The following is a 13,362-nucleotide window of genomic DNA, read 5'->3' as shown; positions in this document are numbered from 1 at the left end:
GGTCATCCCTACGGAACGGATGAAGGCCGGGGAAAATTAACCCCGCACAGCGCCAGAACAACCCGCTTGCGGGCCCCTCAGGGTGATTGGGCAGGCGCCGCCAGCAGTAAATCACCCCGCTCATCCTTCGTTCCTTCCTTATCCTCCCCTTGCAGCAGGTACCCGCCCATGTCTTCCGCTCAATCGCTGACCGGCCTCCTCACCCAAGGCTTGCGCAAACTGACCGGCATCGACCGGTCCAGGCCAAAGGGCTACCGGGTAATCAACGTCGAGCTCAAGCAGCGCATCCACCTCAGCCCGTCCATGGCCCGCCTGGTGTTTACCGGCGAGGACATCGCCCAGGCGCGCACCCTGGCACCGGACCAGCGCATCAAGCTGCTGTTTCCCGGGGCCGATGGCACGCCCTCGCAACTGCCGGTGGAAGGCGACTGGCAAGCGGCCCGGCGCAAGCTGCCGGCCGAGCAGCAACCGCCAATGCGCACCTACACCATTCGCGCCCTGCGCCTGCAGCCTGCGCAAATGGATGTGGATTTCGTCCTGCACGGGGTCAACGGCCCGGCCTCCGCCTGGGCCACCCATGCCCGGCCCGGCGACCGCCTGCAGATGGTGGTGCCGAACAAGGCCTACAGCGGCGACCCCGGTGGTTATGAATGGCTGCCGCCGGCGGGGATCCGCAAGGTGCTGTTGATGGGCGATGAAACCGCGCTGCCGGCGATTGCCGGCATTCTGGAAGAACTGCAGGGTTATCCGGACCATCCGGATGTGCAGGCGTTTATCGAAGTGCCCTATGAAAGCGATTGCATCGACCTGCGCTGCCACCCGCTGGCGCGGATCAACTGGTTGCCCCGGGACCTGCTGGGCGCACGCCATGGCGAAACCCTGATCCATGCCGCCCGGGAGCTGGCCGAACTGCCGCCGGCCAACAGCCAGCGCCGGCCGATCAAGGTTTCCGAACGCAACGACGAACAGCGCCTCTGGGAAACCGCCCAACCGGCGGACAACGATTTCTACGCCTGGGTGGCCGGCGAGTCGGCCACGGTGATGAACATTCGCCGCCACCTGATCAACGAGCGCGGCCAGGAGCGTCGCAACCTGACCCTGATGGGCTACTGGCGCCTGGGCAGCTCCCTGGGTTGAGCCCCACCAACCGCCCCAGCCTCTTCCCTGTAGCCGCTGCCGAGCCCGCGAAGCTGCACAAAGACCCGCCGGGCCTTGCTTGGCGATCGCCAGCCGAACCCCTGGCGAACCCGGGATTTTTGCCTCCCTGCGGGCCGTGCGCAGCCTGCGCCAGCGGCTAGAAGCAAGTGTGTAGCCGCTAGGAAACCGCGGCTACCGGTTGCAGGTGGCGGCGGCGATGCACCTCCAGATGGCCCTTGAGCAGGCTCAGCACCTTGGCCTCGTGCTCGTGGATGAAGAAGTGCCCGCCCGCCAGCATGTCCACCGAAAAACTGCCGTGGGTTTCCTTGCTCCAGCCGATCAGTTGCTCGGTGGTGGCGCGATCCGTCTTGCCGCCCAGCACATGCACCGGGCAATTGAGCAGTGGCCGTTGCACCGGGCGAAAGCGCCCGCACAAGAGAAAGTCGGCCCGCAGGATCGGCAAGGTCAGGCTCATCAGTTCCTGGTTGGCCAGCACTTCTTCACTGGTGCCGTTGAGGGTGCGCAACTGTTCGATCAGTTGCTCATCGGTCTTGGGCTCGGCAAACCCCCGGTCGTATTCGGTGCGCAGGGTCGGCGCAGCAGTGCCCGAGGCGAACAGCGCCACCGGCTCCGAGCACCCCAGGGCGCGCAGGGCATGGGCCAGTTCGCAGGCCAGCAAGGCGCCCAGGCTGTGGCCGAACAGGGCGTAAGGGGTGCGCAGCGTGCCCCGGATTTCCAGGGCAAGCTGCCGCGCCAGCTCGCGCATGTCGGTGTGCAGCGGCTCGGCATAACGGGCGCCACGCCCGGGCAGCTCCAGCGGTTGCAGGTGCAGCCACTGCGGCAGCTTGCGGCGCCAGCGGCTGTAGACCATGGCGCTGGCGCCGGAATACGGCAGGCACAGCAGGTTCAACTGAGTCACGGTTATTCCCTCGACGGATGGACGCTAAAGAAACGCAGCACGAGGGGAACAAATTAGTCCACCGATCACCTCAGCGCATGCGCCGATAGCTCTGCAACGCCGCCCCCAGTACCACCGCGCCGCCCGCCAGGGCCAGCCAGAAGCCGCTGCGGGCGCCGAACTGGTCCACCATTGCTCCGGACCCCGCGGCCCCCAGGGCCACGCCGATGCTCAGGCCGGTGACCAGCCAGGTCAGGCCCTCGGTGAGCTTGGCCGGCGGCACGCTGCGTTCCACCAGGGCCATCGCGACGATCAGGGTCGGCGAGAAAAACAGCCCGGCAACGAACACCGCCAGGGACAGGCCGAGGATGTTGCTCGCCAGCAGCAGCGGCAAGGTGGTCAGCGCCGTGGCGATGCCGCCGTACATGAACAGCCGGGGCAAGGGCGTGGCCAGTTTCAGGGCGCCAAAGGCGATGCCCGCCAGGCATGAGCCGATGGCGTACACCGAGAGCACAATGCTCGCCGCCGCCGGCTGCCCCTGTTGCTGGGCGAAAGCCACGCTGACCACATCCACCACCCCGACGATGGTGCCCATGGCGGTCATCAGCAACAGCAGCAGGCGGATTTCCACCGAGCGAATGATCGAGCCAGCGTGCCCTTCCTCATGAGGATGGACCGGCGGCTCGGTGCTCTTCTGCATGACGAACACACTGACCCCCAGCACCAGCATCAGCAGCGCCGCCAGGGGCCCGGCTTCGGGAAACAGGCCGACGCTGAGGCCCACCGACAAGGGCGGGCCGACAATGAAGCAGACCTCATCGAGCACCGACTCCAGGGCATAGGCGGTCTGCAGTTGCGGCTGGCCGCGGTACAGCTCGGTCCAGCGGGCACGGACCATGGCCGACATGCTGGGCATGCAGCCGGCCAGGGCGGCGCAGAGGAACAGGGTCCAGTGCGGGGCCTGCAAGCGGGTGCACAGCAGCAGGGCCAGCAGCGCCCCGCCCCCCAGGCCGGCGGCCAGGGGCAATATCCGGCTCTGGCCGTAACGGTCCACCAGGCGCGATACCTGGGGCGCGCAGAACGCCGTGGCCAGGGCGAACGTCGCCGCCACCGAGCCGGCCAGGGCGTACCCGCCGTGCAGTTGAGCCAGCATGGTGATCAGGCCGATGCCGGTCATGGAGATCGGCATGCGCGCGATCATCCCGGCCAGCACAAAGGCCCGGCTGCCGGCGGCCTTGAACAGTTCGCGGTAGGGGTTTGCCATTTACAACGACTCCTTGGGGGGCTGCAACTTGCCACAAAGGGCAGGCACAGTAGAAACACATACGCCTCGTATGTTAAAAATCATGTAAACATACGCCTCGTATGTCAACCCGCCATTTGTTGGAGAACTGTGTCCATGAGCAGCCGCCCACGCGCCGCGATGATCGAGCAAACCCGCGCCAGGCTGATTGCCAGCGCGCGCCAGGCCTTTGCCCGCCTGGGCTACGCCAAGACCTCGATGGACGACCTGACCGCCGAAGCCGGGCTGACCCGGGGCGCGCTGTATCACCACTTCGGTGACAAGCAGGGGTTGCTGGCGGCGGTGGTGGAGCAGATCGACAGTGAAATGGATGAGCGCCTGGAGGCCATTTCCGCAGCGGCCAGTGATCCCTGGCAAGGCTTTGCCCAGCGCTGCCGGGCCTACCTGGAAATGGCCCAGGAAGCCGAAATCCGCCGCATCGTCCTGCAGGATGCCCGGGCCGTGCTGGGGCAACGGCAGCCAGCCGAGGAACACTGCATCGACTCCCTCAGCCGCCGCCTGCAAGCGCTGGTCGAAGCCGGGCTGATCACGCCCGCGCCGAGCCAGGCCCTGGCGCGCCTGATCAACGGCAGCCTGGTGGACGCGGCGCTGTGGATCGCCGCCGCCGAGCAGCCGGGGCAACGTTTGCAACAAGCCCTGCAAGCGCTTGAGCTGCTACTGCGCGGGCTGCAACCACCGCGCTGAACTGAACTCCTGAACCGCGTCCGGGGTCAGCACAACAGGGGCCACTGATGCGTTGCGTGTCGCATGGGCGCATCAGCCCCGGCCTTCGACAGCGGCGACAGGAGTGCAGTGCATGCAGATATCCCTCGACCAGCAGGTAGCCCTGGTCACTGGCGCCAGCTCCGGCATTGGCGCCGCCACCGCAATCGCCCTGGCGGCGGCCGGTGCCAGCGTGGTGCTCAACTACAACTCCCAGGCCGCGCCGGCCGAGCAGTTGGCCGCGCGGATCAATGCCGAAGGCGGCCGGGCCATTGCCATTGGCGCCGATGTGGCCGATGAGGCCCAGGTCGAGGCGCTGTTCGCCCAGGCCATCGAGGCCTTTGGTTTTCTCGACATCCTGGTGGCCAATTCCGGCCTGCAAAAGGATGGGCCGGCCGCCAGCCTGAGCCTGGACGACTGGAACCGGGTGATCGGCGTCAATCTCACCGGGCAGTTCCTCTGTGCTCGCGCGGCGCTGAACATCTTCCAGCGCCAGGGGGTGCGCGCCGGGGTGTCCAAGGCGGCGGGCAAGATCATCCACATGAGTTCGGTGCACCAGTTGATTCCCTGGGCCGGGCACGTGAATTACGCGGCTTCCAAGGGCGGCGTGGACATGCTGATGCGCACCCTGGCCCAGGAAGTCAGCCAGCAGCGGATCCGCATCAACGGCATCGCCCCGGGGGCGATCCGCACCGCCATCAACCGCACCGCCACCGAGGGCGCGGCAGAGCAGGAACTGCTCAAGCTGATTCCCTACGGCCGGGTCGGCGACCCCGAGGATGTGGCCAATGCCGCGCTATGGCTGGCCTCGGACGCCTCCGACTATGTGGTCGGCAGCACCCTGTTCATCGACGGCGGCATGAGCCTCTATCCGGAGTTTCGCGGCAATGGCTGACCAGCATCCCACGGCACAACGCCCCATCGACGCCCACGGCATCATCGGCGACATGCGCAGCGCCGCCCTGGTCAACGACCAGGGCAGCATCGATTTCTTCTGCTGGCCGGAGTTCGACAGCCCGAGCATCTTCTGCTCGCTGCTGGACTCCCCCGCCGCCGGGATCTTCGAACTGGCACCGGTGCTGGCCGACGCCCGGCGCCAGCAGATCTACCTGCCCGACAGCAACGTCCTGCAGACCCGCTGGCTGGGAACCGAGGCGGTGGTGGAAGTCACCGACCTGCTGACCATCGACGACGACCCCGAGCAGCTGCCGCTGCTGATCCGCCGGGTACGGGTGGTCAGCGGCCAGGCCACCCTGCGCCTGCACTGCGCGCCGCGCCTGGACTATGGCCGGGCCGCCACCGGGGCACGACAGGAAGGCGACTCGGTGTGCTTCGAAGCCCCCGGGCAGCCCGGGCTGCGCCTGCTGGGCGACCAGCCGCTGCACCTTGAACGGGACTCGGCCCGGGCCGAGTTCGTGCTGCAACAGGGCCAGGGCGCCGAATTCATCCTCGGAGGCGTCGACGATCTGCGGGTGCGGCACGGCGATAGCGAGCTGCACCTTACGCGCACCCTGAAGTTCTGGCGCGACTGGATCGGCCAGTCCAACTACCGCGGCCGCTGGCGCGAGATGGTCAACCGTTCGGCCCTGGCGCTGAAACTGCTGACCTCCAGGCGCCATGGCGCGATCCTCGCGGCGGCCACCTTCGGCCTGCCGGAAAGCCCCGGCGGCGAACGCAACTGGGACTACCGCTACACCTGGGTACGCGACGCCTCGTTCACCGTCTACGCCTTCATGCGCCTGGGTTTCGTCGAGGAGGCCAACGCCTACATGGGCTGGCTGCGGGGCCGGGTCAGCGACTGCCATGGGCAACCGATGAAGCTCAATATCCTGTACGGCATCGACGGCCGCCAGGAGTTGCCGGAGACCGAGCTTGGGCACCTCTCCGGGCACGGCGGCGCGCAACCGGTGCGCATCGGCAACCAGGCCTACGACCAGGTGCAGCTGGATATCTTCGGCGAGCTGCTGGATGCGGTGTACCTGGTGAACAAGTACGGCGAGGCCATCTCCCACGAAGGCTGGAAACACACGGTACAGGTGGTGGACCAGGTCTGTGACAGCTGGCAGAGCAAGGATGTGGGCATCTGGGAGATACGCGGCGAGCAGCACCACTTCCTGCACTCGCGGCTGATGTGCTGGGTGGCGGTGGACCGCGCCATCCGCCTGGCCTCCAAGCGTTCGCTGCCGGCCCCCTTCGCCCGCTGGGACCAGACCCGGCAAGCCATCTACGACGATATCTGGAGCCGGTTCTGGAACCAGGAGCACGGGCATTTCGTCCAGCACATCGGCAGTACCGCCCTGGACGGTTCGATGCTGCTGATGCCCCTGGTGCGCTTTGTCAGCGCCAAGGACCCGCGCTGGCTGGCGACCCTGGATGCCATCGAAAAGAGCCTGGTGCGTGACGGCATGGTCTACCGCTACCGCAATGACGACAGCCAGATCGACGGCCTGGCCGGCACCGAAGGCGCCTTCGCCGCCTGCTCGTTCTGGTACGTCGAATGCCTGGCCCGGGCCGGGCGCCTGGAGCAGGCGCACCTGGAGTTCGAGCAACTGCTGCGCTATGCCAACCCCCTGGGCCTGTACGCCGAGGAGTTCGACAGCCACGGCCGTCACCTGGGCAACACGCCCCAGGCCCTGACCCACCTGGCGCTGATCAGCGCGGCAAGTTTTCTCGACCGGCGCTTGAGTGGCGACAAGAGCGTCTGGCAACCTTGATCCCGGCCCCGGTGCTGAGACCGGGGCGTTCTTCCCTTGGTGCTCGACAGAAATGGAACTCGCCCCATGCCCGACTCGCCGATCATCGCCGTGATGATCCATGCCGCCGACTGGCGTGCCGCCACCCATTGGTACGCCCAGGCCTTTCCCCAGGCCCGCCGGGTGCTGCACGAGCCGGATGATTTCGGCCATTTGCAGCTCGCGGGCCTGTCCCTGGAAATCGTCCCCTGCGACGCCAAGGTCGGCCAGGGGCCGGCGGGCACGGTGGTGTACTGGCAGGTCGCCGATCTGCCCGGCCAGGTGCAGCGCCTGACCGGGCTGGGTGGGCACCTGTATCGCGGCCCCATGGTCATTGAAGGCGGCGACTCGATCTGCCAGGTGCAGGACCCCTGGGGCAACTGCATCGGCCTGCGCCAGCCGGCCCGTTTGGGGCAAGCGTCATGAACCAGGTGCTGCTGATCATCGACGTGCAACCCTGCTTCAACCCTCCGCAGTGGCTGGTGGACGGCATCAACCGCCTGCTCGGGCGCATGCCCTCGGTGGCCACGGTGGAGCGCCATGATGAAAGCCGCACGCCCTTCGCCCGGCAACTGGGCTGGCAGCCGGCGGTGGATGACCAGAGCCTGGTGGCCGCCGACAAGGTCTTCATCAAGCACGGCTACGGGCCGACGACGGAGATTCTCGAGCACCTCAAAAGCCTCGCCCCCGAGCGTGTGCTGGTGTGCGGTATCCAGACCGACACCTGCGTGCTGGCCGCAGGTTTTGCCCTGTTCGATGCCGGCTTGCAGCCGACCCTGCTCACCGACCTGACCGTGGGTTCGTCCCTGGACCGCAGCGGCGGCCTGGGCATCGACCTGTGGCGGCATCACTTCAAGCACCTGGCCCGCAGCGACGAACTCTAGGGGCCGGCTTGCGGGCCCCTTCGCTGGCAAGCCAGCTCCTACAGCCCTCAGGTGGCAGCGCCGTTGCGTAGGAGCCGGCTTGCCGGCGAAGGCGATCTTGCGGGCCACACAGCGCTAGGGTCCGCATTCGCGTTCCCTTACCAGGCCCCTCATGAGCTTCACCGCCGGCCTGCGCTGCTACGTGCACATCAAGGGCCCCGAACCGTAGGGCCACAGTTCCCTGGAAGACATCCGCCGGCTGCTGGCGCGACGCCCACGGGCTGCATGCCGCTGCGGCTTGAGGACAGCACGCAAGTTTTGCGCTAGCTTTTCCCGGCCCACCGGATCCGGAGTCGTCATGCCCAGCCCAGCCTCCCTGCACCAGGTCAGCACCCCCAGCCTGCATATCGCCTATGAGCAACATGGCCCGCGCAACGCCGAGCCGGTGATCCTGCTCCACGGGTTTCCCTACGACGTGCGGGCCTACGACGAGATCGCCCCGCCCCTGGCCGAGCGCGGCTATCGGGTCATCGTTCCCTACCTGCGGGGCTACGGCCCGACGCGCTTTGCCAGCGAACAGGTGATGCGCTCCGGGCAGCAGGCGGCCCTGGCCCGGGACCTGCTGGAGCTGATGGACGCCCTGCACCTGCCCCAGGCCACCCTCGCCGGCTACGACTGGGGTGGGCGCGCCGCGTGCATCGTCGCGGCGCTATGGCCGCAGCGGGTCAAGGGCCTGATGAGCGCCGACGGCTACAACATCCAGGACATTCCCCGGGCCATCGAGCCCCGGGCGCCGGAGACCGAGCTGCGGCTGTGGTACCAGTACTACTTCAATACCCAGCGCGGGGTGGACGGCCTGACGGCCAACCGCCGGGAATTCTGCGAGCTGTTGTGGCGCCTGTGGTCGCCAACCTGGAAACAAGGGCCCGGGCTCTATGGCCTGAGCGCGCCCTCCTTCGACAACCCGGACTTCGTCGCGGTGGTGATCCATTCCTACCGTCATCGCTTCGGCTATGTGCCGGGCGACCCGGGCCTGGAAAGCATCGAGCGGGCGCTGGAGGCGCAACCGCCGATCCGGGTGCCGACCATCGCCCTGTGCGGCGCTGACGACGGCGTCGGCCCGGCCACCGAGCCGGACCCCGATGTCGGCCTGTTCAGTGGGCCCTATCAGCGGCGGATCCTCCCGGGGATCGGCCACAACCTGCCCCAGGAAGCGCCGCAAGCCACTCTCGACGCGCTGCTGGAGTTGCTCGGCAAGCCCTGAGATGGGCGCCGGCGCACGCCATGGACCGGAAAAAATCGGTACACTTCGCGGCCTCGATCCCCCCACAGGACATGGAATGTTATCCGTCGCCGCTTCTCCCCGACCCGGCCTGCGCCGGGCCCTGGTGCTCTGGCTGTATGCCGTCGGCGCCGGCCACCTGCTGGCCGGGCTGCTGCTGACCTGGGCCGGCCACAGTGGCCTGTTCAACGATTACCTCGCGGGCATCGAACAGGCCTTCTGGGGCGCCGCCGCGCCGGCACCGGCCCGGGCCCAGCAGATCTGGTGGCTGGGGCTGTTCGGCGCCACCCTGCAAAGCTATTCGCTGTTCCTGCTGGGGCTGGTGCACCTGGGCAACCGCCTGCGGGCCCCTGCCGCCTGGGCCTGGCTGATGGCCGGGATTGTGCTGTGGGCGCCCCAGGACATGTGGTTGTCCTGGCAGATGAACATGACCGCCCACCTGTGGATCGACAGCTTCGCCCTGCTGGTGCTGCTGCCGCCGTTACTGTGGCTGCAGCGCCACGACCGCCGTACCTCTCGTCTTCCCTCGTAAAAGGACTTCACCATCGTGGCTGATTTGCCAATCCTGCAGTGGGCTATCGCCCTGTTGCTCGCCCAGGGCGTGCTCGGCGCCCTGGATACTCTCTACCATCACGAACTCACCGTGGCCCTGCCGCAGCGTCACAGCGCCCGCAAGGAACTGAGCATCCATGCCCTGCGCTCGTGCTTCTACGGCGTGCTGTTCATGGGCATCGCCCACCTGGCGTTCCAGGGCATCTGGGCCCTGGTGATCGCCCTGCTGTTCGCCCTGGAAATCGGCCTGACCCTGTGGGACTTCGTGGTCGAGGATCGCAGCCGCAAGCTGCCGGCCATCGAACGCATCATGCACACCGTGCTGGCGATCAACGCTGGGGCCTTCTTCGCCCTGTACGGCCTGCAACTGCTGGAATGGTCACGCCTGCCCAGTGCCTTGAATCCCATCGACCTGGGCTGGCAGGGCTGGGCCCTGAGCCTGTTCGCCGTGGGCGTCACCGCCTCGGGCATCCGCGACGGCCTGGCGGCGCTGCGCCTGCAACGCCAGGGCCAGGGCGCCAACCCCTTTGCCGGTGGCAGCGGCAAGCGGGTGCTGGTCACCGGTGGCACCGGTTTTATCGGCGAGACCCTGGTCAACCAACTGCTGGATGCCGGGCACACGGTCAGCGTGCTGGCCCGGGACCCGCTGCGCGCCGCCTACCTGTTCGACGGTCGCGCCCGTTGCCTGCGCTCGCTGAGCAAGCTGGGCCACGGCGAAGCCTTCGACGTGATCATCAACCTGGCCGGTGCCCCGGTGGCCGGGCCGCGCTGGTCGGCCAAGCGCCAGGCGCAACTGCTGGCCAGCCGGGTCGGCACCACCGAAGCCCTGCTCAACTGGCTGCAACACGCCCAGCACAAGCCGGAGCTGTGGATCCAGGCTTCGGCCATCGGCTTCTATGGCGTGCGCGACGCCAGCCAGAGCCTGGATGAAAACGCCGAGCGCGGCGAAGGCTTCATGGCCGACCTGTGCGCGCGCTGGGAATCCTCCGCCGAACCGGCCACCCGCTTCGGCGTGCGCCAGGTGGTGCTGCGCCTGGGGATCGTCTTCGGTCCCGGCGGCGCCCTGAAGCCATTGCTGATGCCCTTCCATTTCGGCTTTGGCGGACGCATGGGCGATGGCCGGCAGATCATGAGCTGGGTGCACCGCGACGACGTGTTGCAGGTGATGGCCCGGGCCATGAACGACCCGACGCTGTCCGGCACCTACAACATGGTGGCGCCGGAAGCGGTGAGCCAGGGCACCTTCGCCACTACTGTCGGCAAGGTGCTCAAGCGCCCGGTGTGGCTGCACGTGCCGGCTGCGCCGGTACGGGCCCTGGCCGGGGAGATGGCCGAGCTGTTCTTCGATGGCCAGAAGGTAGTGCCGGCGCGCCTGCTGCAGGCCGGCTACCGCTTCCGTTACCCGACCCTGGACGCCGCCCTGCGCGACCTGACCTGAGCTGAGGAATGCCCATGAGCAAGCCCCTGTTGTACCTGCTGGCGGGCAATGGCAGCGCCGCCGACTGGTGGGACGATGCCCTGCCGCACTTCCAGCGCTATCAGGTGCAGCCCCTGGAGCTGCCGGGGTTTGGCGACAACCCGCTGCCGCCCTGCCAGGACCTGGGTGAATACGCCGAGGCCCTGCTGGGCATGACCGAGCCGGGCCAGGGGATTGTCGCGGTGGGGGTCAGCGCGCTGATCGTGCTGCACGCCTTGCAGCGCCGCCCGGGGCACTTCTGCCGCAGTGTGCTGTTGTCGCCGGTGGGGGCCTTTCTCTGGCAACGGCGCTTGCCGGCGTTGATGTCGCCGCTGCCCGCGCGCTTGCTGATTCACGGTTTGCTCAGCCATAAACCGACGTGGTTTGCCGGCAAGTTCTCGCGCCAGCCGTGGAGCCAGGAGCAGTACCGGCGCATGGGCGCCGGCTATGGTCGGTGCCGGGCCTTCGTACCGCTGTGGGAGCAACTGCGGGCCGATACCGCGCTGCCGCTGCTGGAGTGGATCAAGGACCCGGTGCAACTGGTCTGGGGCGACCAGGACCGGCTGCTGGGGATTGCCCAGGCCGCAGCCTGGTCGGCCATCCTGGCCCGGGCCGACCTGCGGGTCAGCCTGCGGCCGGGCTGGGGCCATTACCCCTGGATCGACCACCCCGCCGAGTTCGTCGCCTGGCTGGAATCCGCCGACAACGGCTTCGTCGCCCACACCAAGGGCGGCCGCCTGCGCCTGGCGGAGCTGGCCGGCCAGCCGGTGCCCAGCGCCCTGTCCCTGGACAGCGCCAGCGACCCGCAGCTGCCGGCCCTGCTCGCCAGCCAGCCTGCGGCGCTGTGGGCGGTGCGCTCCTCCAGCTACGGCGAGGACCAGGCCGACTCGGCCAATGCCGGCTTGAGCACCACTTACCTGCGGGTGCCCAGCGAGCAAGTGCCCGGGCGCATCAGCGAACTGCGCGATGCCGGGGTCGAGGAAGTGGTGGTGCAGCGCTTTATCCAGCCGACCCTGTCGGGGATTGCCTTCGTCCGTCACCTGGCGGTGGAACTGGAGTGGGTCGAGGGCCATCTGGAAAGCCTTGCCGACGGTCAGGTCAGCCCGCAGCGGGCGATCCTTTCACGCCTGGGCGCGGCCTGGGAAAGCGGCCATTTCGCCACCACCCGGGGCCTGAGCGCCAACGCCCTGTGGGATTTCCTGCAAGGGGTGCTCAAGACCTTCCACTACGTGCCCGGTGATGTGGAATGGGCCTGGGACGGCCAGCAACTGTGGCTGCTGCAGTACCGCCCCATCAGCGACTACGGCTGGCGCCGGCACCTGACCGCGGCCAATATCGCCGAGATCCTGCCACCGCAACCCAGCCGTTTCGTCGAGTACGGCCAGCGCCGGGCGGCGGCGAGCATTCCGGCGATCATGGCGCGCTGGGACGCCCGTGTACTGCAGGACAACGAGCCCTTCACCGCAGTGTTCGGCGGTGCTTCCTATATCAACAATGACCTGTTCCTGGCGCGGCTGGCCGACTGGGGCCTGCCCTCCTCCAGCTATGCCGGCGAGGTGGGCGGCGCCACCCCGCAGCTGCCCTTGCGGCCCCTGCGCCTGTTGCGCTCGCTGCCACGGTTCCTGCGCATGCAGCACATCGCCCGCGGCCACCTGCTGAGCCTGGAGCCGGGCCTGCGGCGCTTCGACCGGGAGCTGGCGCAGTTGCGCGCCGCCGGGGCCGACGGCCAGCAACTGGCAGACTGGTTCAGCCGCTTCTATGTGTTCGTGGTGCAGGGCAACCTGTGCATCGCCACCGCCCTGGCCAGCAGTGGCGGCGCGCTGCTGGGGCGTCCGCCTACCGCCTACGACAACCTGGACAACAGCCCCCATCGCCTGCCCTGGGAAACCGACCCAGGCACCCCGCGCCCGCAGTGCGCCGAGTTGCCGTTGCAAGCCTTCCCGCACTGGAGCCCGGCCATCACCCTGGCCCACCGCCTGGGCTTGCCGGGCATGCGCGGCTATTACCTGCAAGTGCGCGAGTGGTACCGGGACAACCTGATGCGGATCTTCTTCCGCCTGCACCACGCCGTGCCCGAGGCTGATCGCGGCTACTGGTTCGCCCCCCATGAGCAGGTGCGCAACCGTGGCGGCAGCTTCTGGCAGGACGGCCGCGAAGGCAGCGAGCAGGCGGCGGGGTTCATGATCTACCCGGGCCAGGTCCAGGGTGTGCTGGGGGTCGACATTCTGCTGGAGGACACCCTCGACCCCGGGCGCCATGCCCACTATCAGCAGGCCCGGGCAGTGATCGCACGCATGGGCGGGCGCCTGTCCCACGGTTCGACCCTGTTGCGCGAACTGCGCAAGCCCTCGGCGGTACTGCCCCAGGTAGACCCGGCCTGGATCGGCCGCGAAGTGCTGTATGCCGACGGCCAACTGAGCCTGGTAGAAGGCTGAAA

General features: G+C 68.0%; 12 protein-coding genes. 10 read left to right on the top strand and 2 right to left on the bottom strand.

What is annotated here, in order from left to right; genetic code table 11:
* The first annotated feature begins 168 nt into the window (after positions 1–168).
* Positions 169–1,137 (top strand): siderophore-interacting protein, encoded by a 969-nt coding sequence (locus tag ACUXVH_RS29110; RefSeq protein ID WP_015636427.1) that lies wholly within the window; start codon positions 169–171, stop codon positions 1,135–1,137.
* A gap of 178 nt (positions 1,138–1,315) precedes the next feature.
* Here the strand turns inward: ACUXVH_RS29110 and ACUXVH_RS29105 are convergent, their stop codons facing one another.
* Both ACUXVH_RS29105 and ACUXVH_RS29100 read right to left on the bottom strand, forming a co-directional pair.
* Positions 1,316–2,056, bottom strand: a complete 741-nt coding sequence (locus ACUXVH_RS29105) for a thioesterase II family protein (RefSeq protein WP_404673673.1) — start codon at positions 2,054–2,056, stop codon at positions 1,316–1,318.
* Positions 2,057–2,126: 70 nt separating this feature from the next.
* A complete protein-coding gene (locus ACUXVH_RS29100; protein ID WP_445496577.1) occupies positions 2,127–3,299 on the bottom strand; it encodes an MFS transporter in 1,173 nt (390 codons plus the stop codon).
* Between the two features lie 135 nt (positions 3,300–3,434).
* On the opposite strand from ACUXVH_RS29100, the gene ACUXVH_RS29095 reads away from it, so the two are divergent.
* From ACUXVH_RS29095 to ACUXVH_RS29055, 9 genes are all read left to right on the top strand, one after another.
* On the top strand, positions 3,435–4,022 hold the full coding sequence (locus ACUXVH_RS29095; protein WP_011062380.1) for a TetR/AcrR family transcriptional regulator: 588 nt from the start codon (positions 3,435–3,437) through the stop codon (positions 4,020–4,022).
* Between the two features lie 112 nt (positions 4,023–4,134).
* The gene (locus ACUXVH_RS29090) at positions 4,135–4,935 is read left to right on the top strand and encodes a glucose 1-dehydrogenase (RefSeq protein ID WP_011062381.1); all 801 of its coding nucleotides are present in this window, start codon (positions 4,135–4,137) and stop codon (positions 4,933–4,935) included.
* Positions 4,928–6,754: a glycoside hydrolase family 15 protein gene (locus ACUXVH_RS29085; protein WP_445496574.1), complete on the top strand. Its 1,827-nt coding sequence runs from the start codon at positions 4,928–4,930 to the stop codon at positions 6,752–6,754. Before ACUXVH_RS29090 ends, ACUXVH_RS29085 begins: the two co-directional genes overlap by 8 nt.
* Before the next feature lie 66 nt (positions 6,755–6,820).
* Positions 6,821–7,198, top strand: coding sequence for a VOC family protein (locus ACUXVH_RS29080; RefSeq protein WP_401403635.1), 378 nt, complete (start codon positions 6,821–6,823; stop codon positions 7,196–7,198).
* Positions 7,195–7,656 carry a cysteine hydrolase family protein gene (locus ACUXVH_RS29075; protein WP_011062384.1) on the top strand — a complete coding sequence of 154 codons (462 nt, stop codon included), beginning with the start codon at positions 7,195–7,197 and terminating at the stop codon, positions 7,654–7,656. The genes ACUXVH_RS29080 and ACUXVH_RS29075 overlap by 4 nt, the downstream gene beginning before the upstream one ends.
* Positions 7,657–7,993: 337 nt before the next feature.
* Positions 7,994–8,899, top strand: a complete 906-nt coding sequence (locus tag ACUXVH_RS29070) for an alpha/beta fold hydrolase (RefSeq protein WP_342402281.1) — start codon at positions 7,994–7,996, stop codon at positions 8,897–8,899.
* A gap of 76 nt (positions 8,900–8,975) precedes the next feature.
* Positions 8,976–9,449 (top strand): hypothetical protein, encoded by a 474-nt coding sequence (locus ACUXVH_RS29065; RefSeq protein ID WP_015636431.1) that lies wholly within the window; start codon positions 8,976–8,978, stop codon positions 9,447–9,449.
* 15 nt (positions 9,450–9,464) lie between these two features.
* Positions 9,465–10,907: a TIGR01777 family oxidoreductase gene (locus tag ACUXVH_RS29060; RefSeq protein ID WP_019094101.1), complete on the top strand. Its 1,443-nt coding sequence runs from the start codon at positions 9,465–9,467 to the stop codon at positions 10,905–10,907.
* A 14-nt stretch (positions 10,908–10,921) separates the two neighbouring features.
* Positions 10,922–13,360, top strand: coding sequence for an alpha/beta hydrolase (locus ACUXVH_RS29055; protein WP_401336223.1), 2,439 nt, complete (start codon positions 10,922–10,924; stop codon positions 13,358–13,360).
* Positions 13,361–13,362 lie beyond the last annotated feature (2 nt).

It is taken from the genome of Pseudomonas sp. 8(2025) (assembly GCF_052665325.1).
This window is presented reverse-complemented; position numbering and strand designations above follow the sequence as displayed.

What these genes read in the sequence shown, in the direction of transcription:
- ACUXVH_RS29110 (WP_015636427.1), top strand. Translation starts at nt 169, where the DNA reads ATGTCTTCCGCTCAATCGCTGACCGGCCTCCTCACCCAAGGCTTGCGC.
- ACUXVH_RS29100 (WP_445496577.1), bottom strand. Translation starts at nt 3,299, where the DNA reads ATGGCAAACCCCTACCGCGAACTGTTCAAGGCCGCCGGCAGCCGGGCC.
- ACUXVH_RS29095 (WP_011062380.1), top strand. Translation starts at nt 3,435, where the DNA reads ATGAGCAGCCGCCCACGCGCCGCGATGATCGAGCAAACCCGCGCCAGG.
- ACUXVH_RS29090 (WP_011062381.1), top strand. Translation starts at nt 4,135, where the DNA reads ATGCAGATATCCCTCGACCAGCAGGTAGCCCTGGTCACTGGCGCCAGC.
- ACUXVH_RS29085 (WP_445496574.1), top strand. Translation starts at nt 4,928, where the DNA reads ATGGCTGACCAGCATCCCACGGCACAACGCCCCATCGACGCCCACGGC.
- ACUXVH_RS29080 (WP_401403635.1), top strand. Translation starts at nt 6,821, where the DNA reads ATGCCCGACTCGCCGATCATCGCCGTGATGATCCATGCCGCCGACTGG.
- ACUXVH_RS29075 (WP_011062384.1), top strand. Translation starts at nt 7,195, where the DNA reads ATGAACCAGGTGCTGCTGATCATCGACGTGCAACCCTGCTTCAACCCT.
- ACUXVH_RS29070 (WP_342402281.1), top strand. Translation starts at nt 7,994, where the DNA reads ATGCCCAGCCCAGCCTCCCTGCACCAGGTCAGCACCCCCAGCCTGCAT.
- ACUXVH_RS29065 (WP_015636431.1), top strand. Translation starts at nt 8,976, where the DNA reads ATGTTATCCGTCGCCGCTTCTCCCCGACCCGGCCTGCGCCGGGCCCTG.
- ACUXVH_RS29055 (WP_401336223.1), top strand. Translation starts at nt 10,922, where the DNA reads ATGAGCAAGCCCCTGTTGTACCTGCTGGCGGGCAATGGCAGCGCCGCC.